This window comes from Sphingobacterium sp. BS-2 (assembly GCF_046161205.1).
In the GTDB taxonomy this organism is placed as follows: Bacteria; Bacteroidota; Bacteroidia; order Sphingobacteriales; family Sphingobacteriaceae; genus Sphingobacterium; species Sphingobacterium mizutaii.
This window is the reverse complement of sequence record NZ_JBIXGO010000010.1, coordinates 1-24,273: the sequence shown is the minus strand read 5'-3', so window position 1 is coordinate 24,273 and position 24,273 is coordinate 1. Positions and strand designations below refer to the sequence as shown.

The 24,273-nt window shown below is 38.7% G+C and carries 20 protein-coding genes; 11 read left to right on the top strand and 9 right to left on the bottom strand.

Translation table 11 applies throughout. The annotated features are described in order from the left end of the window. Nucleotide 1: 1 nt before the first annotated feature. Nucleotides 2–2,167, bottom strand: coding sequence for a S46 family peptidase (locus ACK2WI_RS03205; RefSeq protein ID WP_312698548.1), 2,166 nt, complete (start codon nucleotides 2,165–2,167; stop codon nucleotides 2–4). Nucleotides 2,168–2,434: 267 nt separating this feature from the next. Between ACK2WI_RS03205 and ACK2WI_RS03200 the strand changes: the two genes are divergently transcribed. The 5 genes from ACK2WI_RS03200 (at nucleotide 2,435) to ACK2WI_RS03180 (ending at nucleotide 11,395) form a co-directional block, all read left to right on the top strand. After that, nucleotides 2,435–4,177 carry a chloride channel protein gene (locus ACK2WI_RS03200; RefSeq protein WP_236736448.1) on the top strand — a complete coding sequence of 581 codons (1,743 nt, stop codon included), beginning with the start codon at nucleotides 2,435–2,437 and terminating at the stop codon, nucleotides 4,175–4,177. Between the two features lie 317 nt (nucleotides 4,178–4,494). After that, complete coding sequence (locus ACK2WI_RS03195; RefSeq protein WP_236736449.1) at nucleotides 4,495–5,661, top strand: efflux RND transporter periplasmic adaptor subunit; 1,167 nt, start codon at nucleotides 4,495–4,497, stop codon at nucleotides 5,659–5,661. Between the two features lie 85 nt (nucleotides 5,662–5,746). Next, nucleotides 5,747–8,902 carry an efflux RND transporter permease subunit gene (locus ACK2WI_RS03190; RefSeq protein ID WP_409149752.1) on the top strand — a complete coding sequence of 1,052 codons (3,156 nt, stop codon included), beginning with the start codon at nucleotides 5,747–5,749 and terminating at the stop codon, nucleotides 8,900–8,902. A 7-nt stretch (nucleotides 8,903–8,909) separates the two neighbouring features. Then, complete coding sequence (locus ACK2WI_RS03185) at nucleotides 8,910–10,376, top strand: efflux transporter outer membrane subunit (RefSeq protein ID WP_093096000.1); 1,467 nt, start codon at nucleotides 8,910–8,912, stop codon at nucleotides 10,374–10,376. Nucleotides 10,377–10,654: 278 nt separating this feature from the next. After that, nucleotides 10,655–11,395, top strand: a complete 741-nt coding sequence (locus ACK2WI_RS03180) for a sulfite exporter TauE/SafE family protein (RefSeq protein ID WP_312698550.1) — start codon at nucleotides 10,655–10,657, stop codon at nucleotides 11,393–11,395. Here the strand turns inward: ACK2WI_RS03180 and ACK2WI_RS03175 are convergent. Continuing rightward, nucleotides 11,392–11,736: a hypothetical protein gene (locus ACK2WI_RS03175; RefSeq protein WP_139185430.1), complete on the bottom strand. Its 345-nt coding sequence runs from the start codon at nucleotides 11,734–11,736 to the stop codon at nucleotides 11,392–11,394. The genes ACK2WI_RS03180 and ACK2WI_RS03175 overlap by 4 nt on opposite strands. 198 nt (nucleotides 11,737–11,934) lie before the next feature. Between ACK2WI_RS03175 and ACK2WI_RS03170 the strand changes: the two genes are divergently transcribed. Continuing rightward, nucleotides 11,935–12,450: a thioredoxin family protein gene (locus ACK2WI_RS03170; protein WP_312698551.1), complete on the top strand. Its 516-nt coding sequence runs from the start codon at nucleotides 11,935–11,937 to the stop codon at nucleotides 12,448–12,450. A 140-nt stretch (nucleotides 12,451–12,590) separates the two neighbouring features. Here ACK2WI_RS03170 and ACK2WI_RS03165 read toward each other — a convergent pair whose 3' ends face one another. After that, entirely contained in the window at nucleotides 12,591–12,989 is a 399-nt protein-coding gene (locus ACK2WI_RS03165; RefSeq protein ID WP_312698552.1) for a group III truncated hemoglobin, read from the bottom strand. A gap of 47 nt (nucleotides 12,990–13,036) precedes the next feature. Further along, entirely contained in the window at nucleotides 13,037–13,471 is a 435-nt protein-coding gene (locus tag ACK2WI_RS03160) for an Rrf2 family transcriptional regulator (RefSeq protein WP_093096005.1), read from the bottom strand. Nucleotides 13,472–13,841: 370 nt separating this feature from the next. On the opposite strand from ACK2WI_RS03160, the gene ACK2WI_RS03155 reads away from it, so the two are divergent. Then, nucleotides 13,842–15,548: a GMC family oxidoreductase gene (locus ACK2WI_RS03155; protein WP_312698554.1), complete on the top strand. Its 1,707-nt coding sequence runs from the start codon at nucleotides 13,842–13,844 to the stop codon at nucleotides 15,546–15,548. Nucleotides 15,549–15,645: 97 nt separating this feature from the next. Here the strand turns inward: ACK2WI_RS03155 and ACK2WI_RS03150 are convergent, their stop codons facing one another. Beyond that, the gene (locus ACK2WI_RS03150; protein ID WP_312698555.1) at nucleotides 15,646–16,542 is read right to left on the bottom strand and encodes a serine hydrolase; all 897 of its coding nucleotides are present in this window, start codon (nucleotides 16,540–16,542) and stop codon (nucleotides 15,646–15,648) included. 51 nt (nucleotides 16,543–16,593) lie between these two features. Between ACK2WI_RS03150 and ACK2WI_RS03145 the strand changes: the two genes are divergently transcribed. Next, nucleotides 16,594–17,139: a DUF1543 domain-containing protein gene (locus ACK2WI_RS03145; protein ID WP_409149751.1), complete on the top strand. Its 546-nt coding sequence runs from the start codon at nucleotides 16,594–16,596 to the stop codon at nucleotides 17,137–17,139. Between the two features lie 11 nt (nucleotides 17,140–17,150). Here ACK2WI_RS03145 and ACK2WI_RS03140 read toward each other — a convergent pair whose 3' ends face one another. The 4 genes from ACK2WI_RS03140 to ACK2WI_RS03125 form a co-directional block, all read right to left on the bottom strand. After that, nucleotides 17,151–17,801: an NAD(P)-dependent oxidoreductase gene (locus ACK2WI_RS03140; RefSeq protein ID WP_093096011.1), complete on the bottom strand. Its 651-nt coding sequence runs from the start codon at nucleotides 17,799–17,801 to the stop codon at nucleotides 17,151–17,153. A 106-nt stretch (nucleotides 17,802–17,907) separates the two neighbouring features. Beyond that, nucleotides 17,908–18,612: a hypothetical protein gene (locus tag ACK2WI_RS03135; protein WP_139185431.1), complete on the bottom strand. Its 705-nt coding sequence runs from the start codon at nucleotides 18,610–18,612 to the stop codon at nucleotides 17,908–17,910. Nucleotides 18,613–18,615: 3 nt separating this feature from the next. Further along, the gene (locus ACK2WI_RS03130; protein ID WP_093096014.1) at nucleotides 18,616–20,577 is read right to left on the bottom strand and encodes a M1 family metallopeptidase; all 1,962 of its coding nucleotides are present in this window, start codon (nucleotides 20,575–20,577) and stop codon (nucleotides 18,616–18,618) included. Between the two features lie 6 nt (nucleotides 20,578–20,583). Next, the gene (locus ACK2WI_RS03125) at nucleotides 20,584–20,928 is read right to left on the bottom strand and encodes an ArsC family reductase (RefSeq protein ID WP_312698557.1); all 345 of its coding nucleotides are present in this window, start codon (nucleotides 20,926–20,928) and stop codon (nucleotides 20,584–20,586) included. Between the two features lie 181 nt (nucleotides 20,929–21,109). Between ACK2WI_RS03125 and fbaA the strand changes: the two genes are divergently transcribed. From fbaA to hpf, 3 genes are all read left to right on the top strand, one after another. Then, nucleotides 21,110–22,189, top strand: a complete 1,080-nt coding sequence (gene fbaA, locus ACK2WI_RS03120; RefSeq protein ID WP_093096016.1) for a class II fructose-bisphosphate aldolase — start codon at nucleotides 21,110–21,112, stop codon at nucleotides 22,187–22,189. A 422-nt stretch (nucleotides 22,190–22,611) separates the two neighbouring features. Continuing rightward, complete coding sequence (locus ACK2WI_RS03115; RefSeq protein WP_312698558.1) at nucleotides 22,612–23,499, top strand: tyrosine-type recombinase/integrase; 888 nt, start codon at nucleotides 22,612–22,614, stop codon at nucleotides 23,497–23,499. A gap of 13 nt (nucleotides 23,500–23,512) precedes the next feature. Beyond that, entirely contained in the window at nucleotides 23,513–23,854 is a 342-nt protein-coding gene (gene hpf / locus ACK2WI_RS03110) for a ribosome hibernation-promoting factor, HPF/YfiA family (protein WP_093096020.1), read from the top strand. Nucleotides 23,855–24,273 lie beyond the last annotated feature (419 nt).

Here is a 24,273-nt window from a genome sequence, read left to right as displayed (position 1 = left end):
CTTATTTTACACCCATTTCTTGGATAATGAATTGGGCATTATCAATCTTGTCAGCTATCCATAATACATAACGGATATCAACACCAATGGAACGGCTATAGCTTTCATTCCAAGCGAAATCATTGATGGTAGCATCATAAGCCCTGTCGAAATTTACGCCGATCAATTCTCCATAAGCATTCATAATAGGAGATCCGGAGTTTCCGCCTGTAGTATCCATATTATATAGCATATTGACAGGAACATCATTCAGGTCCTTTTTGAAATAGTTTCCGAAGTTTTTGTCCAACCAATTCGTCTTGATTGCTTCAGGGTAATGGAATTCGTTTAATCCAGAATTACCTTTTTCTATAATACCTTTCACGGTAGTGAATGGCTCCATATAGGTTGCATCAGCTGGACTATAGCCTTTGATGTTTCCGAAAGTTAATCTTAAAGTTGAATTCGCATCAGGAATAAAGCTTTTAGATTGGAATTTTTCTTTCACGGCAATATAGTCCGCCATTAATTTGTTCAAATTACCTTCTCTTCTTTTTTGTTCGGCATAAAAAGGCTGCATTTCTTTGTCCAGTTCTTTTTGGAACTTCATCAAATCATCCGAATATTTCAAAAATGAATTCACATCCTTTAATACGGTGTTCTCAAAATACTCTTGGTTAGAAAGTTTTGAGTCCTCAATTGTTTTTGAAATATAATCAGATGCTGCCTGCTCATTACTGAATTTATGAGCGGCAACAAATGGTAATGCATTACCATCCTTTAATTGATAAGCTTGGGCAAACATTGTGCTTGCAATGCTTTTATCAACATTTAAGTTGAAGCTTTCGTAAAGACCAGCCAATTGCTTTTTGAAGTTTTCAATGTTAGCATTGTACAATTCTTCCTTACGTTTGCTAGATAATTCCTTGTTAATTGCATCTTGGAAGCTGTTTGTCAAAGAAGCAAGCTGTAAACCACGAATTCCGGAGTATACATTGTTGTACCATAATTCTTTTTCAGCATTTTGAAAAACCAATTGATAGTGCTGATCAATATCCTTCATCAAAGAGCCATATTGAGCTTTTAGTTCAGCATCATTTTCAATGAACTTGGCTAGTTCCTCGTCCTCCTTGATTTTTGTGTTGACAAGGTCGATGTTTCTTAGACCTTTTAATTTACCTCTGTAATTCTTCATTACATTGGCATTCCTCTTGATTCTTGTTGCAAGTGCCAATTCTGTGGCTTTATCATCCTTCCCAGCCAGTAACATCTGTTGATTTTGGAAATCATAAAGTTCAGAAGTATATGGCAATAGGTATTGCTGTTGGTATTCGATATACTGAGCAGGCCTATGACGGAATGTACGACCTGGATAGCCTAGGATAAATACGAAATCATTCTCATTGACGCCTTTAGGGTTCACCTTTAAATGTTTCTTTGGTTTATAAGGGACATTATCTTTAGAATATTTTGCAGAGGAACCGTCCTTAGCCACATAGGCTCTCAAGAAAGAGAAGTCGCCGGTATGTCTTGGCCATACCCAGTTATCAGTTTCGCCACCAAACTCTCCAATGTTTTGTCTAGGAATATAAACCAAGCGCACATCTTCTATGGTTTTATATTTAAACAATACATAGCTCTTGCCGATGAACATCTCAGATACCTCAGCTTTTATGGTTGGATCTTGAGCTTCAGCCTCTTTGGCAATTTCTTTTCTTTTATTGGTAATGATGTCAATTCTTTGGCTAGGATCTGTGACATTAGCAACAGCATCTAAGATTCTTTGCGACACATCCTCATAAGAGTCCGTAATCCTAATGTTGAGTCCCTTTGCTTCGATCTCTTGCTCATGGGAATTAGCAACGAATCCATTTTCTAGGTAATTGTGTTCTGGAGTAGAGGCTAATTGAACTGCACTGAAAGCACAGTGATGGTTGGTGATAATCAATCCATTTGGAGAAACGAACGAACCTGAACATCCACTTACCTGAACTAAGGCATCGACTAGCCCAATCTGTCCTGGATTATAGATTTCTTTTTCGCTAATTTTTAATCCTGCTTTTTTCAAACCTGCTTTGCCCAATTCACTTAAAGGGAACATCCCTTCATCAGGAATGGCATTTGGAATGATGACCGTTCCGGTTGTTAAGAAAGCAGCAATTATCCCTGCTTTGATAAAGTTTAACATAACTATAGATTTTGTTTCATCCCAAAAATACTAAATGTTAATCGCCAAATCAGATTTATTACTGCATTAGCTAGGGTATTATTTAACTATTCGATAAATGGTTCCTATATTTGCAGAAATTAAGGAAATATATTCACGCTAATTAAATAATAGGAACCTTAACCTTTATTAATAGCGAACGTTAAGTTTTAGCTGTTTTAAAGGGGAAATGACCAAGGAATGAGACAAAAATTTCTAAAGAAACTAGAGGCTTTAAATAGGTGGAGAATGCAGAAGATTTCAAACAGGAATTTTCTAATCGTTCTAGCCTTTGTGGTGGGTATCGTAGGAGGTTTAGCGGCTGCTCTTTTAAAAGGAATGACTCATTTTATCGCGGCCAAATTGCAGGATGACCTAGAATGGCATTTCAAATATTCCCTTTATTTAATATTTCCGCTGATAGGTATTTTTCTCAGTGTGCTCTACGTCCGGAAATTTATCAAAGGCAAAAAGCTTGAGCACGGAATCACACCCATTATATACGCCATTTCACGACGTTCCAGTCGAATCGATCTACATAATATTTATTCCCAAATTGTTACCAGTGCCATTACGGTAGGTTTTGGTGGATCCTCTGGGTTAGAGGCACCGATTGCCTATTCAGGTTCTGCGATTGGGTCCAATATTGGACGATTCTTCGGATTGAGCTACAAGGAGGTCACCATGCTATTGGCTTGCGGAGCTGCGGCAGGTATCTCTGGGGCTTTCAATAGCCCTGTTGCTGGGATGGTCTTTGCCATTGAGATCTTGTTGCCTGAGTTTTCAATTCCGGTATTTATCCCTTTATTGATCTCTTCAGCACTAGCCGCTGTTATTTCTAGGATCTTGTACAGTGAACCCCTGTTTCATACTGCAGCTACCGACTGGGAAGTAAGTTCTATTTTCTTTTATATCCTCTTAGCGGTGTTGGTAGGGCTTTATACCATCTATTTCTCAAAGATCAGTCAGGTCGTCAAGACTTGGTTTTCAAAGATCAAGAATCCATACAATAAGGTTTGGGTCAGTGGGATTTCCTTAGGAGTCATGATTTTTGTGTTTCCGGCCTTATATGGTGAGGGATATCTGACGATTCAGCAAATTCTTGACGGTCATTTCAATTCCATTGTCAAGAATTCCCTTTTTTCAGACTATAGAGATATGGCCTGGGTAGTGGTCTGTTATACGATTTTGGTATTATTTGGAAAGTCATTCGCTTCGCTGTTCACGATTAATGGAGGGGGGAATGGAGGTATTTTTGGGCCAAGTTTGGTAATGGGTGGATTGATCGGCTTTGCCTTTGCCTATGGTATGAACCAAACAGGCTTTGTACAGCTGAATGTTCCCAATTTTGTAATGGCGGGCATGGCGGCTGCTTTGGCTGGTATTATGCACGCCCCTTTAACAGGGATTTTCCTGATTGCAGAAATCACTGGAGGATACACCTTGATGGTCCCATTGATGTTGGTAGCTTCAATTTCATATCTAATCAATAGAGGAGTAATGAAACACTCGGTGTATACCAAAGTATTGGCGGAATCCGGGGATTTGCTTTCTTATGAAGATAAGGACCGAACGGTTCTCAGTATGATGAAGCTGAGGTATGTGCTTGAAACCAATTTTGTGGTCCTTAGACCCGATCAAACACCATTAGACCGTCAATCTGATATTATTCATTCTAAACGAAATATATTCCCAATTGTCGATGAAAAAGGTAAGCTACTTGGAATACTCTATAGTGAGCGACTGTTCTCCATTTTATTAGGGGAAGAGGAGGGAAGAGAAAAGACATTTGCTGCCTTGGCCCAAAAACCAAATGATATCATCATTGAAACGGAAAACATGGAGCATGTAATGACCAAAATGAATAAAGAAGATGTTTGGATCCTTCCTGTGGTCAATAAGGATGAGCAATACTTAGGCTTTATTTCTAAGTCTTCTGTTTTCAATAAATATCGTTGGCTATTGATCAGACAAGGTCAATATTTGGAGTAATATAAGTTAGAATTACTCCTTTATTACCTTAATATTCCCTAAAATCATACAAAAGATTGTCTTTGACTAATAAACCCGCTATAGGTTTAATCAAAAAAATCAGATGAATCAGTCTTTTTTTATTTTCCGAATGAGTGGTTTTATTCTTTGAAAACCAACGTCTTAAAGCTTAAATATCTCATAATTAACAAAATGTTAACTAAAGTATAATATGTTAACAAATGTTAAACGGTACAATAATTGTTAAATGATACGTTAATAAGATGGAAGTGTAATAAAAATATTACGAAGACAAAGTACAAAATCGGAAAATTACTGTGAAGAAAACAAAGTTATCAATTTTAAAAGCAACATTATTATTAATAGGAACAGTCGGCATTATGGCCAGTTGTTCTGAGAGTAAATCCAAAGAAAAAGAAGACACCGCAAAACCCATGGCATTACCAGTTTACACCGTCGAGAAATCAGATGCTGTAACGGTAAAAGATTACCTAGGTACCATTGAAGGTAAGGTAAATGTCGAAGTACGTCCTCAGGTTGAGGGCCTGCTGCAGGAAATCTATGTCGATGAAGGTGCTTATGTCCAAAAAGGACAGAAGCTTTTCAAAATAGATCCATCTTTTTATCAAGAGGATTTAAATAATATGTATGCTGCAGAGAAAGTGGCGCAAGCCAAGTTGAAAAATGCGAAGTTAGAAGTTGACCGTTTGAAACCATTGGTTGAGAACGAGGTCATTGCAGATGTTAGATTAGCTTCGGCTGAATCTGATTATCAAGTCGCAAAAGCGGGGCTTGACCAAGCTGCTGCAGAAGTGCGTTCCGCACAATTAAGTAGAAATTTTACAACGATCACCGCGCCAGTGAGTGGTTATATTGGACGTATTCCGAAACGTATCGGTAACTTAATTACCAAGGGTGACAAAGAGCCCTTGACTAATTTATCAGATATTCAGGAGGTTTATATCTATTTCGCTATGAACGAATCAGATTTCTTGTACTTCTCCAAAGCACAAGCTAAAGCTGATAGTGTGGAAGGGCGTAAATACGATAAGTTGAAACGCCTGACTTTCCCAGAAGTTACGTTAATGATGGCCGATGGTGAAGAATATTCGTCTAAAGGTGTTGTAGATGCGGTTAATGGACAGGTAGATAGAACTACAGGTTCAATCTCTTTGAGAGCTACTTTCCCTAACCCTAACAATATCTTGCGTTCGGGTAGTACCGGTACCTTAAAAATTGCTGAAGTCAAGAAAGATGTTTTGCAGATCCCGCAAGTTGCAACTAATGAATTGCAGGATAAAACCTTTGTGTTTGTTGTAGACAAAAACAATCAGGCACAACGCAGAAACATCAAATTGAACGGTTCTACAAAAGATAAGTACATCGTATCTGAAGGATTGCAAGAAGGTGACCGCGTTATTCTAAGTGGATTCGAAGAGCTAACTGATGGCTCAGCGATCATGCCTATACCTCAACAAAAATAATTGTCAAATTAATTATGCGTATTCTAACCTTTCCTCTGCATTTGCAGGAAGGGCTTAGGATAGCTAAACCCCATAATATTGCTATATGCTTAAAACATTCGTAAGTCGTCCCGTTTTAGCTACCGTTGTATCCATTATCTTGGTTATTTTGGGCTTAGTTGGGATGAAGTTGCTTCCGGTAACTCGTTTCCCCGAAATTGCTCCGCCAAGTGTGGTTGTGTCCTTGAGTTACCCAGGTGCAACAGCAGAAACTGTAGCCAGCTCCGTATTATTGCCCATTGAAGAAGCAATCAACGGTGTAGAGAACATGACTTATATCAGGTCGACTGCATCTAACTCAGGATCTGGTTCGGTTACCGTATATTTCAAGACCGGAACCAACCCTGATGTGGCTTCAGTAAACGTTCAAACGAGGATCTCAAAAGCTATATCTTCCATTCCAGCGGAAGTAAATGAGGCTGGTATTACTACGATGCCTCGGCAGAGTGGTGTCATCATGACCATCAATATCTTTTCCAATCAAAAAGATTCGGTTTATGATGAAACATTCTTACAAGCCTTCGCCCAAATTAACTTAATGCGCCCATTGCTCCGTGTGGATGGGGTAGCACAGGTTTCAAGACTTGGGGCTAGGGATTATGCCATGCGTGTTTGGTTGAATCCAGAGAAATTGGCCTTGTATAATCTAGTTCCTAAAGATATATCAGACGCTATCAAGGATCAAAACTTTGAGATTGCACCGGGTAAGTTTGGTGAAACATCCGATGAAGCTTTTGAGACCGTTATTAAACACAAAGGTCGATTTAGCCAACCTGAAGAGTTCCAGAATATAGTCATTAAAACAAATAATGATGGTTCTGTTCTTTACCTGAAAGATGTTGCTCGGGTTGAATTTGGTGCTACCAACTTAAACTCGGATAACAAGGTTGATGGAAAACCAGGATTGACCCTGAACTTAACACAAACCAGTGGTTCCAATGCCCATGATATTGATGTTGAAGTCCGTAAAGTACTAGAAGAACAAAAGAAATACTTTCCTAAAGGAATTGATTATGATATTACCTATTCGGTGCGTGATCAGATTGATCAATCCATTGATCAGGTAAAACACACCCTTTTCGAGGCCTTTATCTTGGTGTTTATCATTGTATTTATCTTCTTACAAGATTTCAGATCTACTTTGATCCCTGCCATCGCGATCCCGGTGTCCTTGATCGGTACATTCTTTTTCTTGCAGCTCTTTGGCTTCTCGCTGAATGTACTGACCATGTTTGCCCTCGTGCTCGCCATTGGTATTGTGGTCGATGACGCCATTGTCGTCGTCGAGGCCATACACCATAAAATGCATGCTACGGGTCAAAAACCTAGACAGGCCACTTTATCGACCATGTCAGAGATTACAGGAGCCATCCTATCCATTACGATGGTTATGGCAGCAGTATTCTTACCAGTAGGGTTTATGGAGGGACCTGCCGGTATATTCTATCGACAGTTTGCCTATACCTTGGCGACAGCTATTTTGATATCCGCCTTGAACGCTTTGACCTTAAGTCCGGCATTATGTGCATTACTTCTTAAGGCACCTCAAGATGAAAAGGAAATCGGTAAGAAGAAAAATAAATTCAATACCTATAAAGACAAGTTCTTTACAGCCTTCAATACTTCATTCGATAGGTTTACCGATAAATATATTATCGGCGTTAAGAAGTTGATCAAAAACAAAAAGGTAGCCTGGGCTGGCTTAGCAGTAATTACTGCCATAGGAGCCTTCCTAATGATGAAATCGCCTAAGTCATTTATTCCGACCGAGGATGATGGATTCGTGACCTTTAATATTGCCATGCCTGCAGGTGCTTCCCTTTCAAGAACAACAGAAGTCCTAAAGAAAGCAGATTCAATCTTGAGAAGACATAAGGATATTGAAGGCATGACATCGGTATCAGGTTATAATGCGCTGGATGCTAGTTCCAGTCCTGCATTTGCTGCTGGCTATATCACTTTGGTTCCGCATGCTGAACGTAAGCATATCAAGAATATCCAAGACTTTATGGATACTGTCAGAAATGACCTTTCTCAACTTCATGAAGCTAAATTCACGGTATTCCCAAGACCGACCGTTCAAGGTTTTGGTGATTTTGCCGGTATCGAATTGGTACTTCAAGATAGGTTAGGAGGTGATATCCGTGACTTTAACGTCTTGGCAGATACCTTTATCAACCAGCTGAACGAATTACCAGAGATCGGTAATGCATATACCAGTTTTAAATCTACATTCCCACAATATGAAGTGAATATTGATGTAGTAAAAGCTAAATCATTAGGAGTTAGTATCAACAGCTTGATGTCAACCATCCGTTTATATTTTGCTAGGGTACAGGCTTCCGACTTTAGCCGTTTTGGTAGACAGTATCGTGTTTATGTACAATCAGACTTTGATTTCCGTACCGATCCTGAATCCTTTAGTTCGATTTTCGTAAGGAATACAGAAGGTAAAATGGTTCCTATTAATACCATCGTCACCTTGAAAAAGATCGTTGGACCAGAAACCATAACCCGTTATAATTTATACAATGCCATTGTTGTCAATGCTGAACCCGCTAAAGGCTACAGTACTGGTGATGCCATGGCAGCCATTGAAAATTTCTCCAAAGATAAATTACCAGGAAATATTGGCTATGAATGGACTGGTATGAGTTTGGAAGAAAGCCAATCTGGTTCTCAAACCATCCTCATCTTTGCATTGAGTATCCTGTTTGTATATTTCTTATTAGCAGCGCAGTATGAAAGTTATATCCTCCCTTGGGCGGTATTACTATCCATTCCTGTCGGGTTGATCGGAGTATATGCAACGATTGGATTAGCAGGCCTTCAGAACAATATCTATGTACAGGTCGGATTGATCATGTTGATCGGACTGTTGGCGAAAAATGCCATCCTTATTGTGGAGTTTGCCGTTCAGGAAAGAGAGAAGGGAATGAGTATTGTAGATGCCGCTATAAATGGTGCTAGATTGAGGTTAAGGCCTATTTTAATGACCAGTTTGGCATTCGTAGCAGGTTTGATCCCGTTGATGTGGACTGTTGGACCATCAGCTATCGGTAACCATTCTATCAGTTTCAGTGCTGCGGGCGGTATGTTGTTCGGAGTGACCTTTGGTATTTTCATTATCCCAATGCTATTTGTGGTTTTCAAATCGCTGGACGAGAAGGTTCGTAATAAAATTAAAACGGAAGAAGAATAGATCATCAATGAATAAGAAAATAATATTTAGAGTTTTAATCGGTTGTCTTTGTGCTGCATTCTTTATGGTGCAGGGCTGTAAGGTAGGGCAGAAATACCAACAACCAGACTTAAACTTGCCTGAAAAATTCAGGGGCGATACCCTGGCATATTTCGGGGATACGTCAAGTATCAGCCAGATCTCATGGAAAGAGTTTTTCCATGACCCTACCTTAAAGGATCTGATTGATTCTGCATTGAGCAATAACTATGATATGCAAACGGCATTGAAAAACATAGAAATAGCAAACAAGTGGATGCGTCAGAACAGATTTAATTATCTCCCTGAAGTGGATGCAACCATTGCCGGCGTCAATAAACAATACCGATCTAAGCATTTTGGTTCTGGACCTTCCACTAGATGGTATGAGTTCAATGACAAAAAGGCCCCTGAGAACATGTTTACTTATACCTCTCAATTCGGTACAGAAATAGGCTTTAGTTGGGAAATTGACATCTGGGGAAAGATCAGCAATGCAAAAGATCAATTGGTTGCAGAATACCTCAATACCCAAGAGGCAAAGAATGCTATCCAGACTAATTTGATTGCCAGTGTGGCCAAAGGATATTTTAACTTATTGATGTTGGATGCTAAAATCGAAGTTGCCAAACGGAACGTATTATTGAATGATAGCACGCTACAGATGATCAAACTGCAATATGATGCAGGTGAAAATACTGCCTTAGCGATCCAACAGACCGAGTCCCAGCGTTTGATCGCTGCTTCCTTGGTGCCTGAATTGGAAAAAGAGATCGTCCTTCAGGAAAATGCTCTTCGGATTCTAGTTGGTGAAATGCCAGATTCAGTTTCAAGAGGAACCAGTTTTGAACACCTTTTTGCTGAAAATAAAGATATTTCCCTTGGTTCACCTGTTGATATCATCAGGAATAGACCTGATGTCAGGGGAGCAGAATTAGGCTTAATTGCAGCAAATGCCAATGCCAATATCCAACAAGCTATGCGTTATCCAACCTTATCCCTTGAAGGAGTGTTTGGTGTTAACTCTAGTTTGCCTAAGAACTGGTTTTCTATCCCTGGATCATTATTAGGGGGTATTGGGGGAAGTTTAACTGCTCCAATCTTCAAGAACAGAAAATTAAAAACCGAATGGGAGGTTGCTAAGATTGAGCGTGATAAGGCTGAAATTGAATTCCAGAAGACCGTATTAGAAGCAGTTTCGGAAGTTTCAGATGTAGTCGTAACGGTAGAAAAATTAAGAGAACAATTAGAATTTGCAAGACTAAGGGTGGAAAACTCTGAAAAGGCAGTAAAAAATGCAGGATTATTATTCAAGAGTGGTTATGCTACTTATTTGGAGGTTATCACTGCACAAGGCAATGCACTTGATTCAGATTTGGCATTGGTCGAATTACGTCAAGAACACCTAGAGTCCTATGTTGATCTATACAGGTCATTAGGCGGTGGTTGGAGATAAAACCACATATTAAACAAGCTTCACAGTATCATTATGATACATTTCCATCGTTCTTAGCTTTCCGATTAAAAGCCAAGAACACCAAAAGAATGGGTTGGGTTTCTCTGAAATTCCGACCCATTTGCTTTTTAAAGGAAAAATTTAATTCATTACCGATTTTCAATACCCCAATTCGATTGAATAACCTTGATTCTACCACCTAAATAGTATATTTGAATACCGACCGGCAATTTTATCGCATGAAAAACATTATTAATTATTAACCGGATATTCTTCAAATGGAGAAGTATTTTGTTTTCTTGGTTTTAGCGCTGATTACAGAGATTATAGGAACTGTATCAGGCTTTGGTTCATCTATTCTTTTCGTCCCGACTGCCTCCTTGTTTTTTGATTTTAAGGCTGTATTGGGGATTACTGCAGTGTTCCATGTCTTTAGCAACCTCTCCAAAATTACTTTGTTCCGCAAAGGGATCAATAAGGATATCGCTATAAAACTTGGCATTCCAGCAGTGTTGTTTGTGATCCTTGGAGCTATGTTAACTAAATACGTTCCTGTTAAGGAAATGGAATTAGGGATGAACCTCCTCATTGCCAGTCTTGCCGTATTCCTGCTTTTCCGATTCGATAAGCCATTGAAACAAACCAATCAGAACCTATACATAGGCGGGGTTATTTCTGGCTTTTTTGCAGGTCTTGTAGGCACTGGTGGAGCTATCAGGGGAATTACACTTGCTGCCTTCAATCTGCCAAAGGATATCTTTATTGCTACTTCAGCCTTGATTGATCTAGGCGTTGATTTCAGTAGAGCAATCATTTACGTATCCCAAGGTTATTTTCCATCAGAATATATCAAGCTCATTCCTTTCCTGATCCTTGTAAGTGTTTTGGGAAGTTATTTGGGTAAAGTAATCCTGAAATATACCTCAGAAAGGGTCTTCAAATACATTGTATTAGCTGTAGTCATTTTAACCTCTGTCTTCCAGTTTATCAACTATTTCACCAACGCTGCTTCTTCTTAAAACCTAAAGTTTGGGCGATTGGTGAAGGGAGAGAAGGACCAAGGAATGGAGCTTAAAATGATTAGACTGATCCAAATATATCTTTTCCATAAATAAGTAAAACCATTGCTTCCAATCTTTTTCTTTACAAGGTTGTTCACGATATTGATCATGAATACAGCCAAAGTCATCATGGTCATATGCTCCAATCCGAAGAATCTGAGTTGCCTGGTTTTGACCCCAATTGAAATATCATTCCAAAAGGCAGTAACGATGGGGCTGTTCAGGTATAAAATCCAACCAATTAGGAATTGTATATTATAAATCGAGGTCAATCTAAGTAAGATCTGATAATCTTTCAAACTAAAAGTCTTGTTATTTCTATGGTTGATAAAAATCCAGGCGATTTGAAATAGAAGCGCAAATAAAACAAGCCAACGGAAATAGGAGTGAAGGATTAGAAGATAATGGTACACAGATAATGAATATGTAAAATGATGCTAAAATTACATACGATTAATTAAATTCGTGTCGTTTTTACATTGGAAAAATCTATTTAAATGAAGAAATTGACTTTAATATTAGGATTCAGCCTAGTGATGCTGCTTTCAGCATTCCAAACACAGAGTTTTGCCCAAACTAAAAAAGCCAATCCAGAATTGGATTCCTTAGCAAAACCATACCATCCTGAGGCGGATGCTCAAAAAGATATAGATAGTTTAGTCGTATTGGCTAAAAAGGAAAACAAGAACATTATCATTCAAGCTGGTGGTAACTGGTGTATTTGGTGCCTACGGTTCAACAATTTTATCCATCAAAACAGCAAAATAGCCAATTTGCTAAAAGATAACTTTGTGTATTACCACCTGAATTTTTCTCCTGAAAATAAAAATGAGGTAGTATTCAATAAATACGCAGCTGGTAAAGGAGAGGAATATGGCTTTCCATTTTTTATTGTCATGGACAGCAATGGTCAAGTATTGTTCACACGAGAAAGCGGTAGCCTGGAATCCGGAAAAGGCTATGATGAAACCAAAGTCATGGCATTCTTTAATGAGTGGCTTCCAAAGAAATAAGAGTTTTAAACAATAGAAAAAGAGCTATAATTTTGGAATTATAGCTCTTTTTTTTACCCAAACCTGGGCGTAACAACTTCTAATCTTGCTGAATACAAGAAATAAAAGTCCTATCTAAATAGTTGTTATATGGTTTTGATTTACATTAGTGGCTTTAAATTATTTTGCTGATAGTATTCAATTTTATATTGAAACATTTCAGCCATCCTTGCGCCTTGCCATTTTGCTCTTTCCGCTTTTTCTCCTTCGTAAAGGCTGTCAACGGTCTTTGAGAACATACCGACCCATTGGTCGAAATGTCTCTTTTCTACTGGCATCTTTGCATGGGGTGGGAATGGACTTCCATAATAGGTATGTTCTTCCAAAAGAACAGTTTGCCAGAATCTGTACATTTTTTCCAGATGCTCCGGCCAACGATCTTGAATGATCCCGTTAAAAATAGGTCCCAACAATTCATTCTCTCTTATTTGATCATAAAATTTATTGACCAAGACTTTGATATCCTCAATATTCTGAATATCATGTTTTGTACTTTCCATGCTTAAATTCCTTTTAATCATTGGCCATCTGGCCCATGTTTCCTGAGTTACCTCATTAAGATACTTTCGCCAGAAATAATGCCTACTGCCAATTCATAGACAGTAGTTTTTTCCAGCATGTTCTTTAGATCGGTCCTGATCTTCACGAAACTATTGTGCATCGGACAAGGTTTCAAAGCATTGCATTCTTTTAATCCTAATCCACAGCCCATGAAGATTTGATCCCCGTCCACAGCCTTCACAATTTGTGATAGACTGGTGTTATGGATTTGATTTTGGTCCATTTCAAAACCTCCAAATGGTCCCTTAATCGAATGTAGGATCTGATGCTTCGTCAATAACCCTAAAACCTTAGCAGTGAAGGCTTCTGGGGTACCCGTATGTTCAGCTACCGCCGTAATCTTTACGCGGTTTCCATCTAATGATTGCGTGGCAATATAAATGATCGCCTTTATTCCGTGTTCACAAGCTTTTGAAAACATAATCAATACCTAAAGTTCAAAGATAAGCAGTATTTTTAATTAAAGAGTATTTTGTCTTAAATTAGGAGTGATATTACAATAGTTTGATATTGTAGCTATCCATAAATTCTTCCTAATCTCTTGAATAATAATTGAAATAGGGCATGTTTTGCTCTTTTTATATTATTTGTATATACCGCAATTATTTATTTAATTAGTTTCACTTATTGTATTAGGACGCTAAAAAATGGGTCCAAATTATAAATCGAACTACTTTATGGAAGCAAATTACGGACCATCTAAAAATCCCTTTTCTTCCAATTCCAGAATCACTGGGTGAAGACCAGCTCGCTAATTTTGGTGCTTATAGAGAATATGAAAAATGAACGCAATGAAAAAAAACATCCCTGCTGAGCATAACTTCGATGCGATTGTCATCGGTTCAGGCATTTCTGGGGGCTGGGCGGCAAAGGAACTCTGTGAGGGAAATTTGAAGACCTTGCTTCTAGAAAGAGGTAGGGATGTAAAGCATATTGTGGATTATCCAACTGCAAATAAAGACCCTTGGGAATTTCCCCATGCCGGCGAACTCAGTCATGCTTTTCGAAAAGAGAACCCAATTGCGAGTAGGGCAGCAGGAATTGGAGAAAGCAATCAGCATTTCTTTACCAAGGATGCCGAACAAGTTTATATTCAAGAGAAACCATTTGATTGGATCCGAGGTTATCAAGTTGGGGGTAAATCTTTGATATGGGGTCGGGCTTGCCAGCGTTGGAGTCACTATGAATTTACTGGACCTGAAAGGATGAAGTATGGGATGAATTGGCCGATTGGTTATGATGATGTAGCCGATTGGTACAGTTATGTAGAACGATATATTGGGGTATGTGGCTCAAATGATCATTTAGCCGCTATGCCTGATGGAGAATTCCTGCCGCCATTTGAATTTAATAAGGTGGAAAGTCATGTCCGTGAAGCCATCCTCAAACATTATAAAAATCGATACATGGTCCATGCCCGTTGGGCCCATTTGACAGAAGCAAAGGAAATCCATAAACAACAAGGCAGGGTCAGTTGTAAAGCTCGGAATGCCTGTATGAGTGGTTGTCCATTTGGAGGTTATTTTAGTTCTGTTTCCTCAACGATTCCATGGGCGCAAAGAACAGGAAATCTGACCCTTAAACTGAATAGCTTGGTGAAGGAGATTATATATGATGAACAAACGAAAAAAGCTGCTGGCGTCCGCGTCCGTGATACCCAATCGAATGAGGAAACCATATATTACGCAAGGATCATATTCTTGAATGCTTCAACCTTAAATTCCAACCTGATCCTTTTGAATTCCAAATCAGAACGGTTTCCAAATGGTTTAGGCAATGATCATGAGCTTTTGGGTAAGTACATAGGTTTCCATAATTATAGGGGTTCTGTTTCCGGTGATATGCCGGGATTTACCGAAGATTATTATTTCGGTAGAAATCCATCGGAGAACATTCTGGCAAACTATGTGAATCTAGATAAGCAAGATCGACCTTTTGTTGGCGGATATACCACCTTTATAGCTGCTAGAAGGCATCGGGGCATAGTGGACAAGAATATTCCGGAAGTTGGTGCTGCATTTAAAGATAATTTGAGTTTGGCAGGTCCCTGGTTCGTCTATATGTATATGCAGGGAGAGACTATTATGAAAGAATCAAACCAAGTGAGTTTATCCCCAACTGCAAAGGACAAATATGGGATGCTGCAACTGATTACTTCAGTGGATTACGATGAAAATGATGAGAAGATGCTCGAAGACTTTTTGACCCAGAGTTCTGAAATGCTAAAAATAGCCGGTTGTGAAAATATCAAAGCTGTGGATAATAAGATTGCACCTGGATTGGATATCCACGAAATGGGAGGGGTTAGAATGGGAACAGATCCCCAGAATTCCATGTTAAATAAATGGAATCAAATCCATTCCTGTCCAAATGTATTTGTTACGGATGGAGCCTGTATGACCAGTACAGGAAATCAAAGTCCATCTATCCTGTATATGGCATTGACGGCACGTGCATGTAAATATGCTATTGAAGAAATGAAAAAAGGAAACCTTTAAAGAGTAGACTAATGCGAAAGTAATTTTTGAAACTGATTGATAAAATGCAGAAAGAGCAGCAATTAAGCTGCTCTATTTGTATTGATTATTTATATCATTAATCGATTGCAGGAAAAGGAGTATAATCTTCCTCGTAATGGTTCCAGATGATATTGGCTATCTTTCTAGTTAGGATCTCCGCCTCATTGCTCTTGGTCCAGCTTCTATCTTTGTTATTATTGCTGAAGAAGGAGAATACAAAATCTCCATGTGGGGCATTCACTAAGACCACCTCTGAACGCACTTCATCCAAAGAGCCTGTCTTGCCAATCCAACTGACTTGAGCAGGAAATTGGGATAATGCTCGCTCATTGTAGAATTGGTTTTTCAAGAATCTGTACATCTTATCCGAATGTGCAGGAGAAACTACTTTTCCATTTCGGATCATTTCATATAAGGTTGCCATTTCCCGGGGCGTAGTCTGTCCCCAGCCATATTTCTTCCATATTTCTTCACGTCCCGGCGTCCTAGAGTTTACCTTTGTGTTTGGAAGGCCCAACTGATCTAATATGGGATTGATGCTTTGACCACCGCCAGCGAGTTCTTGACACCAGATAGAGGTCACATTATCACTATAGCTGAGCATTAATCCGATCAAGGTCGCTAAATCCGTTTCGGTACTGTCCTTGAAAAATTGCATGAGTCCAGAACCTCCATAAGCCCGAGAATCGCGGTATAAAAATTTCTGGTCCAATCTTAATTCCCCATCCTTAATTTTTTGGAAAACCCCAACCAGTATCGGAACCTTTACTACACTTGCAGTAGGGAAGGTGCTGTCTGAATTGATGTTAACAATTTTATTGTGCTTTAGGTGCTTGACATAGATTCCAATATCACCTTGAAAACCTGTTATGGCTTGGTTTATTTTTTCAGTAAGTTTTTTGTCTATTTTCTGTGCTTGAGCTTGGCAAATAATGGTTAAAAAAATAATGCAAAGACTGAATAGTTTTTTCATGGATTAGAATTAAATTAGTTGAGCTTCGAATTTAAGGATTAATAAAATACTATGGAACTATTTATGGTTGTTGTCGGTGGAAAACCCGAAGGAAGATTTACAGAACAGCACGATGTATTCTTTGGCATTGCTGATGAATTGAAAGAATTAGTGCCCAGTATGTTTGAGTTTTGGCCAGCACTAGAGGGAAGGATGCATATTGACTCTTGGCGCAAGGTTGGAAAGGTTGATGGATACAATATTCAAATCATTGAGAAGTCTGAACAGAACCCTAATAATTCCAAAAGATTATATTTTGTCAATCTAGGTGGCTATAAGCCCAATGATATGCAAGAATACCATTACAAGCAGTTGGTCGTGGCTGCTAATCTAGCTGAAGCGACAAAGATTGCAAAGGACACTGTTTTTTGGAAACATCATGAATCCTCACATATTGATGATAAATATGGAATTGATGTGGATGATATTTATGAAGTGGTGGATTTACTCAACCCTACATTCAAAGAAAAATACCATATCCTAATCCAAGAAGCATCCAATATACCTGAAGATACACTTGAAGTAGGATATTTAAAAATCAGTAAATTAGTAGGGTAAAAGATAAATAATTAATAGCCAACGGTAAATCTTTTTTGGATAAAATTATTGTTCTCCACTTCATCAGCAACAGCTACTGCCAAGTCCTCCACTGATATATTGGAATGCCCATCATGATCAAAAACAGGGTGGTCTGTTCCAGTTCTATACTTTCCGGTTCTTTTCCCAGATTTACTCTGATTCATTTCAATCGCAGGACTGATAAATGTCCAATCCAATTCATCTTCCCTTTGAATGACCTCATAAAAATCTGCAGCAGCCAATGCTCCCGGTTTTATCTCCTTTGGGAAATTGGGGTCATCTACGAGTCTTTCCTCTTTTTCATTCAGTAGGCTTCCTGCGCCTCCTATGACAATGACACGTTTTATTCCCGCTTCTTTTATCTCATCCAAAATGTGCCTATATCCAGCTAGGTAATCATCATAGATCTCGGGATTTGACCAGCCCGCATTGAAGGCTGAAATAACTACATCATTGCCTTTCAAGGCACTTCCAAGGCTTGTGTCCTTTATCACGTCCATTTGAACCGCTAGGACATTTGGTTTATCCTTGATTTGGTTAACCTCACGTGCAATCGCAGTCACTTTAATGTTTCTGTTTACCAATTCTTCCAATATATGAGAGCCAACATAGCCTGTTGCTCCAATTAAAGCTACTTTCATGAATATTCAATTTTAATCAATAAAAAACAGGTTAGCATACTTCTTTCAAAGTCTGACTAACCTGCTATTAATACAATTTATTGTATAAAATGTTTATTCCAATCAATTATTGCTTGATAGGCTCCACCTTATTTTTCTTGAATTTCGCATAGGAATCCAAGATATAAGCTTTAAGGTCCTCAGGAGAGGCTTGCTTAATAAACTCATAAGAAGGCCTATATCCATCTTTGAACAAGAGTAGATCTTGTCGCTCCATAGGAATCAGGGAAAGAATGGCATCGTTTGTAAACACACGGTCCACATTTCGCTGTTCTCGTTCAATTTCCAAGATTTCAATCGATGCCCGTGCCTGTTTCGCTTCCTTACCAAATAATCTGGAAGGAGATATCCTCAAACCTCCACGGGTTGTGCTTGTTTCAACGGCTTTACTGTTGTTCTTCGCCCTTTCGATTTCCCTGGTCAATCGGCTATCGGTAATCTTCGATACCACAACTTCATCAATCGTAATGGTGCTTTTGTCGTTTACCAGATAGATGCGAGTGATTCCTTCTTGATAGATAAATGCGGTGTCTCGGTCATATCCTTGGACCATCAGGCTTAGGTAGTCGTTCATTTTCCCGGGGATCGTGAAGTTTCCCTGCAGGTCGGATTTAACCATGTCGTTTGTGCGCAAGTTTTTGATTTGTACATCCGGTAATTTCCGGCTGGTTTCCAAATCATAAACTATCCCTTTGATTTCTTGAGCAAATGAAAAGGTTATGCTGCCTAGAAGCAACATAACCATTAGCAATAAATTTTTGTGAATCTTCATATATTATTTTGATGACCAGGTATTGTTTTCAGGATTGATGTCCGGATAAACATTGTCTGGGTCTATTTTAACGCTAGTAAGCTTCTCTGTAGTATCTAATTGGAACTTCCATGAAGTATTTCTTTCCCAAACCTCCACCGGTAATTTCTTTCTTACTTTCTTGCCACTTGCAGTCGTTGCTTCAACGACCACTGGCATAGCCATTTTTTGAAGGTTTTCAATGGTGATCACCGAACCTTTTGTTGGATCTAAGTCCACGTAGCTAACATCAGAAATCGCTTGATCTAAAGACCAATTGTTCAAGAACCAACCTCTCCAGAACCAATTTAAGTTCTCCCCGGTCTCATTTTCAATCGTACGGAAGAAATCATTCGGAGTAGGGTGCTTGTACGCCCAATAATCAATGTATTTCCTGAATGCGGCGTCAAATCTTTCTGGACCTAAAACCTCATCCCTAAGGATTCTAAGGGCAAAGCCCGGTTTGTAATAAGCCAAAAGACCGATATTTCTTTCTTTCATGCCTTGAGGACTAGTGAAAATCGGCTCTAGGTTCGGATGCATCAAGGCTTTAGCCATAGCATTTTTATCTCCCATTCTGCGGTAATATTCACCATTGTTGAATGCTTCTGTAGAAAGGTCATTGATAAAGGTGTTGAAACCTTCATCCATCCATGCATAAAGACGCTCATTAGAACCCACGATCATTGGGAACCAAATATGCCCAAATTCATGGTCCGTTACGCCCCAAAGGCTTCCGGCTTTTGCTTTGCTACCACAGAATACAATAGCAGGGTATTCCATACCACCCACATTGGATGCTACGTTTACAGCTACCGGATACGGGTAATTATGCCATTTTTTTGAGTAATATTCTATAGAGGCTTTGGTATATTCCGTTGAACGCTCCCAAGCATTTCCACCATTGCTTTCTTTTGGATAAGCAGATAGTGCCAAGGCTTTTTTGCCATCCTGTAGGTTGATCTGTGCTCCATCGATGATAAATGCCTTAGAAGAAGCCCAAGCCACGTCTCTCGCGTTTTCCAGTCTATATTTCCAAGTCAAGGTACTTTTGCTCGGTCTAGAGTTTTTATTCGTTACCTCATCCTGAGAACGTATGATCACTGTTTTATCGCTTGATTTAGCCTTGTTGTATCTTTCCAGTTGCTCTTTGGTCCATACCTCTTGCGGGTTCAATAATTCACCACCTAAAACGACGATATGGTTTGCAGGAGCAGTAACTTCTACATTGAAATCTCCATACTCTAGGTAAAATTCACCTGGTCCAGAATATGGTAATGTGTTCCAGCCTGTTACGTCATCATAAACCGATACCTTAGGGTACCATTGTGCAATGGCATAAATATCTCCGTTTTCAGTAGGAAGTATACCGGTACGGTCTGCTCCATATTGAGGGACGATATAGGAGAAGTCCATGCTGATTTCTGTCTTACCACCGTTTGCAGCCAATGGAGTAGGAAGGTCGATTCGCATACGCGTATCATTGATGCTGTATTTCACGTCAGATTTACCTCCACCTGAAACGTTTGAAATGGTATAACCCCCATTGAAATCGGATCCTGCATCTCCATAACGACTATTGGTCAAAGGAACAACAGCTTGTCCTATAGATTTTTGATTGAACATGTTTTGCTCCAATTGCAACCAGATGAAATCCAATTGATCCGGACTGTTATTGGTATAATGGATTTTTACAGTTCCTTTTACCTCATGGGTCTTGTCGTCCAAGCTAACCTTGATATCATAACTTGCAGCGTTTTGCCAATACAATTGTCCAGGTTTTCCAGATGCAGAACGGTAAACATTGCCGTTTTGGGTATAGAAACCTGGTTTGAAAGCCTCTTTGTAATCATATTTACTTTCGACTTTCTGCGCAAAACTGCTTTGTAAAATACCAGCTTGGGCCAATAAGAGCCCCAGGGATATTTTAATAATAGATTTATTCATGCGTGTTTATAATTTAGATTTGTATTCGTCTTCATCAAAACCCAATAAAATGCCCTTCGGACTTTCAATCAAAGGTCTTTTTATCATACTATTGTTACCAAGAAGGACTTGATTTGCACTCTTTGCATCCTTTACGGCAGCTTGTTCTTCAGGGCTAAGCTTTCTCCAGGTTGTCCCTTTTTTGTTCAGTAGTTGTTCCCAAGAAACTTCTTTTTCCCATTCTTCAAGTTTTTCTAGGGTAGCCGGTTCTTTCTTATAATCGTGAAAAACATACTCTTTATGGTTGTCATTTAACCAATCAATTGCCTTTTTTACTGTATTACAATTCTTAATTCCGTAGACCTGAAGCATAGTTATATTGTTAATAGATTTTTTTGTTCTGCTAAAGATATTAATAAAATCTTTAATAGCTAAGGGAGGGGGGGGTGACGGGAATAACTAAAAGTTCTTAGTGTAATTTTTACACTATATTCTTTGAACTCACAAAAAAACTTTATCTTTATTGGTATTAATAAAATTTAGAAAATATACTATGAGCCTAAAAGATTTCAAAGGAGTTTTAACTGGAGATCAAGTTCAAGAGCTTTTTGAGAAAGCAAAAGAGCATAAATTTGCATTACCTGCAGTAAACATTATCGGTACAGATTCTATCAACGCTGTTATGGAAACGGCTAAGAAAGTTAACTCACCTGTGATCATTCAATTGTCAAACGGTGGAGCGCAATTTTACGCTGGTAAATCACTGAACAATGATAATTTACAAGCATGTATTCTAGGGGCTGTTTCAGCTGCTCAACACGTACATTTATTAGCAGAGCACTATGGTGTTGCAGTTATCTTGCACACTGACCATGCTGCCAAAAAATTATTGCCTTGGATTGATGGATTGTTGGACGCTGGCGAGAAATTCTTTGCTCAACATGGTAAGCCATTGTTTTCATCTCACATGTTGGATCTTTCAGAAGAACCGTTGGAAGAGAACATCGAGATTTCTAAAAAATATTTAGAGCGTATGAAACCACTTGGTATGACCATCGAAATTGAATTGGGTGTTACTGGTGGTGAAGAAGACGGAGTGGATAACTCTGACGTAGATAGCTCAAAATTATATACTCAACCTGAAGAGGTTGCTTATGCTTTTGAAGAGCTTTCTAAAGTTTCTGATAAATTCACTGTTGCTGCTGCTTTTGGTAATGTACATGGTGTGTACAAACCAGGAAACGTGAAATTGCAACCAGTTATCTTGCATAACTCTCAAGAGTACATCCGCGAGAAATTCAACTTAACTGCTGAAAAACCGGTTAACTTTGTTTTCCACGGTGGTTCGGGTTCATCTCCTGAGGAAATCGAAGAAGCAATTTCTTACGGTGCTATCAAAATGAACATCGATACAGATATGCAATGGGCATTCTGGGACGGTGTGAGAAAATACGAAGCTAAAAACCGTGAATACTTACAAGCGCAGATCGGTAATCCAGAAGGTGCTGACTCTCCTAACAAAAAATATTACGATCCACGTGTATGGTTGCGTAAAGGTGAAGAAGCTTTCGTTGAGCGTTTAGAGCAAGCTTTTGCTGAATTGAACGCGGTGAATGCAACTGATAAAATATAATTCTAAAACATAATTTAACATACTAAAAATAGCTATCCATTTCGGATAGCTATTTTTTTTGTTCCTTTTAAGGGATTTAATTCTGACCTCATTCGAGGCACATTCGAGAACGCTCGGACTGGTCAAGTGATTTCTCGAATATGTCTCGAATAATTCCCGAAGCAAAGCAAGGTAAATTATCCTGGATTTTAGAGAAGCTTATGCTTGATTTGGCTATTATCTTCTCTTAAATAAAGTAAATCTGCTACTGTTGAAAACAATTCAAACTTCTGGATAATAAGCAAAGCTTAAGCACGTATATAATTATAAGGGTGTCTATTGAAAATTAAGGCTCCGGGAAAGGCTGAAGTAAATCAAATGTAAAATTGTCCGTTATCACATTTTTTACGGTATATTATCCTTAATATTACAATAAGAAGCAAATGAGAATGTATAAGGATCGATTTATTAATTATTTAAAATTTGAAAAGCGGTATTCTGAACATACGATCGTTGCTTATGAACGGGAAATAGATGCTTTGTTCCAATTCTTGGAAGTGGAAAGCATGCCTTTTGAAGAAATCGATTACCGTTTTTTAAGGTATTACTTTTCCAATCTAAAGGAGCAAGGAAAGGAAGCTACCTCGGTGAATCGGGCGATATCCTCATTGAAATCATTCTATAAGTTTTTAATGCGCGAGGGTCTGGCCAAACAGAATCCGAGTGCTTTGATCAAGTCCCTGAAAACTGCCAAGAGGTTGCCAATAATTGTTGAGAAAGACAAGATGGTCAAGCTACTGGACAACATGAGTTTGGAGTCCGAAGATTTCGAGCAAACTCGGGATTTCATAGTTTTGGAACTCTTGTTTGGAACTGGTATTCGTTTGGCGGAATTGTTAAAAATAAAGGAGCAGGATATTGATTTTTATAATAAAAAAATACTTATATTCGGAAAAAGGAGCAAGGAGCGTTTTGTTCCAATACACCAAACATTGGCCAACGAATTAAAGAAGTATTTGGATTTGAAAAAAGCAAAGGATTTTCAAAACAAATCACCGGAATTAATCGTTAGCAAAGAAGGGAAGGAAGCTTATCCTAAACTGATATATCGCATTGTCAAGAAATACTTAAGTACAATCACTTCCCAGAAGAAAAGGAGTCCGCATGTTTTGCGGCACAGCTTTGCAACCGCCCTGTTGGACAACGGCGCAGATTTAAATGCAATCAAGGAATTATTAGGTCATGCTGGGTTATCGGCAACACAAGTGTATACCCATAATTCGGCAGAACGTTTAAAATCAATTTATAAACAAGCTCATCCAAAAGCTTAAAAAAGGAGGAAAAATGAACATTACAGTGCAATCTATTAAATTTAATGCTGACAGTAAGCTAATCGAGTTCATTAAGAAGAAAGCGGAAAAACTAAATCAGTTCTTGGATAACATCATCGAAGGTGTATGTTATTTACGACTGGAAAACGTAGAAGATGAAGCCAACAAGATAGTGGAACTTAAATTTAATATTCCCGGCAATCAACTGTTTGCCAAAGCACAAGCTAAGAGTTTCGAGGAAGCAACGGATATTGCAATTGAATCTATTAGACGACAGATTAACAAACACAAGACCAAAACAAGAACTAATCTAAGTAATCACAAAGAAGTATTAAATCAAGAAGAAGAATTTTAACGAAAATATTTAAAAAACATGAAAAGGCTCCTGAAGAGGGAGCCTTTCGTGTTTTTTAGACATTAGATAATAGACATTAGACAAGAGACCGGATTGGTGGGGGCTAGGGTTGAACCCTTCTGAAACAAGAAAATAGTTTGTTCATCTTGCGATTCACAATGACCGCAATTCACTATAAGTTAAAAAATAGATTCTTCGCTTCACTCTGAATCCCTCTTAAGCGCATTTCCAATTCTGAACGATTAGTGAAGAATCTGTACGTAAATGCCCACTACTTTTTGTCATCGTAAGTTTGAGAAAGTATAATTGGAGATCAATCGACAGAATATTATTTTGTTGGTCTATTTGATGATCCAGCCGAGAGAGGGAACAAGACTTTAACTTGTCATTGGTCATAAAGACCCCGGAGGATGTTAGTC

Coding starts and splice junctions, on each gene's coding strand:
- ACK2WI_RS03180 (WP_312698550.1), top strand. CDS start 10,655: ATGGAGAAGTATTTTGTTTTCTTGGTTTTAGCGCTGATTACAGAGATT.
- ACK2WI_RS03190 (WP_409149752.1), top strand. CDS start 5,747: ATGCTTAAAACATTCGTAAGTCGTCCCGTTTTAGCTACCGTTGTATCC.
- ACK2WI_RS03205 (WP_312698548.1), bottom strand. CDS start 2,167: ATGTTAAACTTTATCAAAGCAGGGATAATTGCTGCTTTCTTAACAACC.
- fbaA (WP_093096016.1), top strand. CDS start 21,110: ATGAGCCTAAAAGATTTCAAAGGAGTTTTAACTGGAGATCAAGTTCAA.
- ACK2WI_RS03130 (WP_093096014.1), bottom strand. CDS start 20,577: ATGAATAAATCTATTATTAAAATATCCCTGGGGCTCTTATTGGCCCAA.
- ACK2WI_RS03115 (WP_312698558.1), top strand. CDS start 22,612: ATGAGAATGTATAAGGATCGATTTATTAATTATTTAAAATTTGAAAAG.
- ACK2WI_RS03155 (WP_312698554.1), top strand. CDS start 13,842: ATGAAAAAAAACATCCCTGCTGAGCATAACTTCGATGCGATTGTCATC.
- ACK2WI_RS03165 (WP_312698552.1), bottom strand. CDS start 12,989: ATGGAAAGTACAAAACATGATATTCAGAATATTGAGGATATCAAAGTC.
- ACK2WI_RS03145 (WP_409149751.1), top strand. CDS start 16,594: ATGGAACTATTTATGGTTGTTGTCGGTGGAAAACCCGAAGGAAGATTT.
- hpf (WP_093096020.1), top strand. CDS start 23,513: ATGAACATTACAGTGCAATCTATTAAATTTAATGCTGACAGTAAGCTA.
- ACK2WI_RS03185 (WP_093096000.1), top strand. CDS start 8,910: ATGAATAAGAAAATAATATTTAGAGTTTTAATCGGTTGTCTTTGTGCT.
- ACK2WI_RS03140 (WP_093096011.1), bottom strand. CDS start 17,801: ATGAAAGTAGCTTTAATTGGAGCAACAGGCTATGTTGGCTCTCATATA.
- ACK2WI_RS03150 (WP_312698555.1), bottom strand. CDS start 16,542: ATGAAAAAACTATTCAGTCTTTGCATTATTTTTTTAACCATTATTTGC.
- ACK2WI_RS03135 (WP_139185431.1), bottom strand. CDS start 18,612: ATGAAGATTCACAAAAATTTATTGCTAATGGTTATGTTGCTTCTAGGC.
- ACK2WI_RS03160 (WP_093096005.1), bottom strand. CDS start 13,471: ATGTTTTCAAAAGCTTGTGAACACGGAATAAAGGCGATCATTTATATT.
- ACK2WI_RS03125 (WP_312698557.1), bottom strand. CDS start 20,928: ATGCTTCAGGTCTACGGAATTAAGAATTGTAATACAGTAAAAAAGGCA.
- ACK2WI_RS03200 (WP_236736448.1), top strand. CDS start 2,435: ATGCAGAAGATTTCAAACAGGAATTTTCTAATCGTTCTAGCCTTTGTG.
- ACK2WI_RS03170 (WP_312698551.1), top strand. CDS start 11,935: ATGAAGAAATTGACTTTAATATTAGGATTCAGCCTAGTGATGCTGCTT.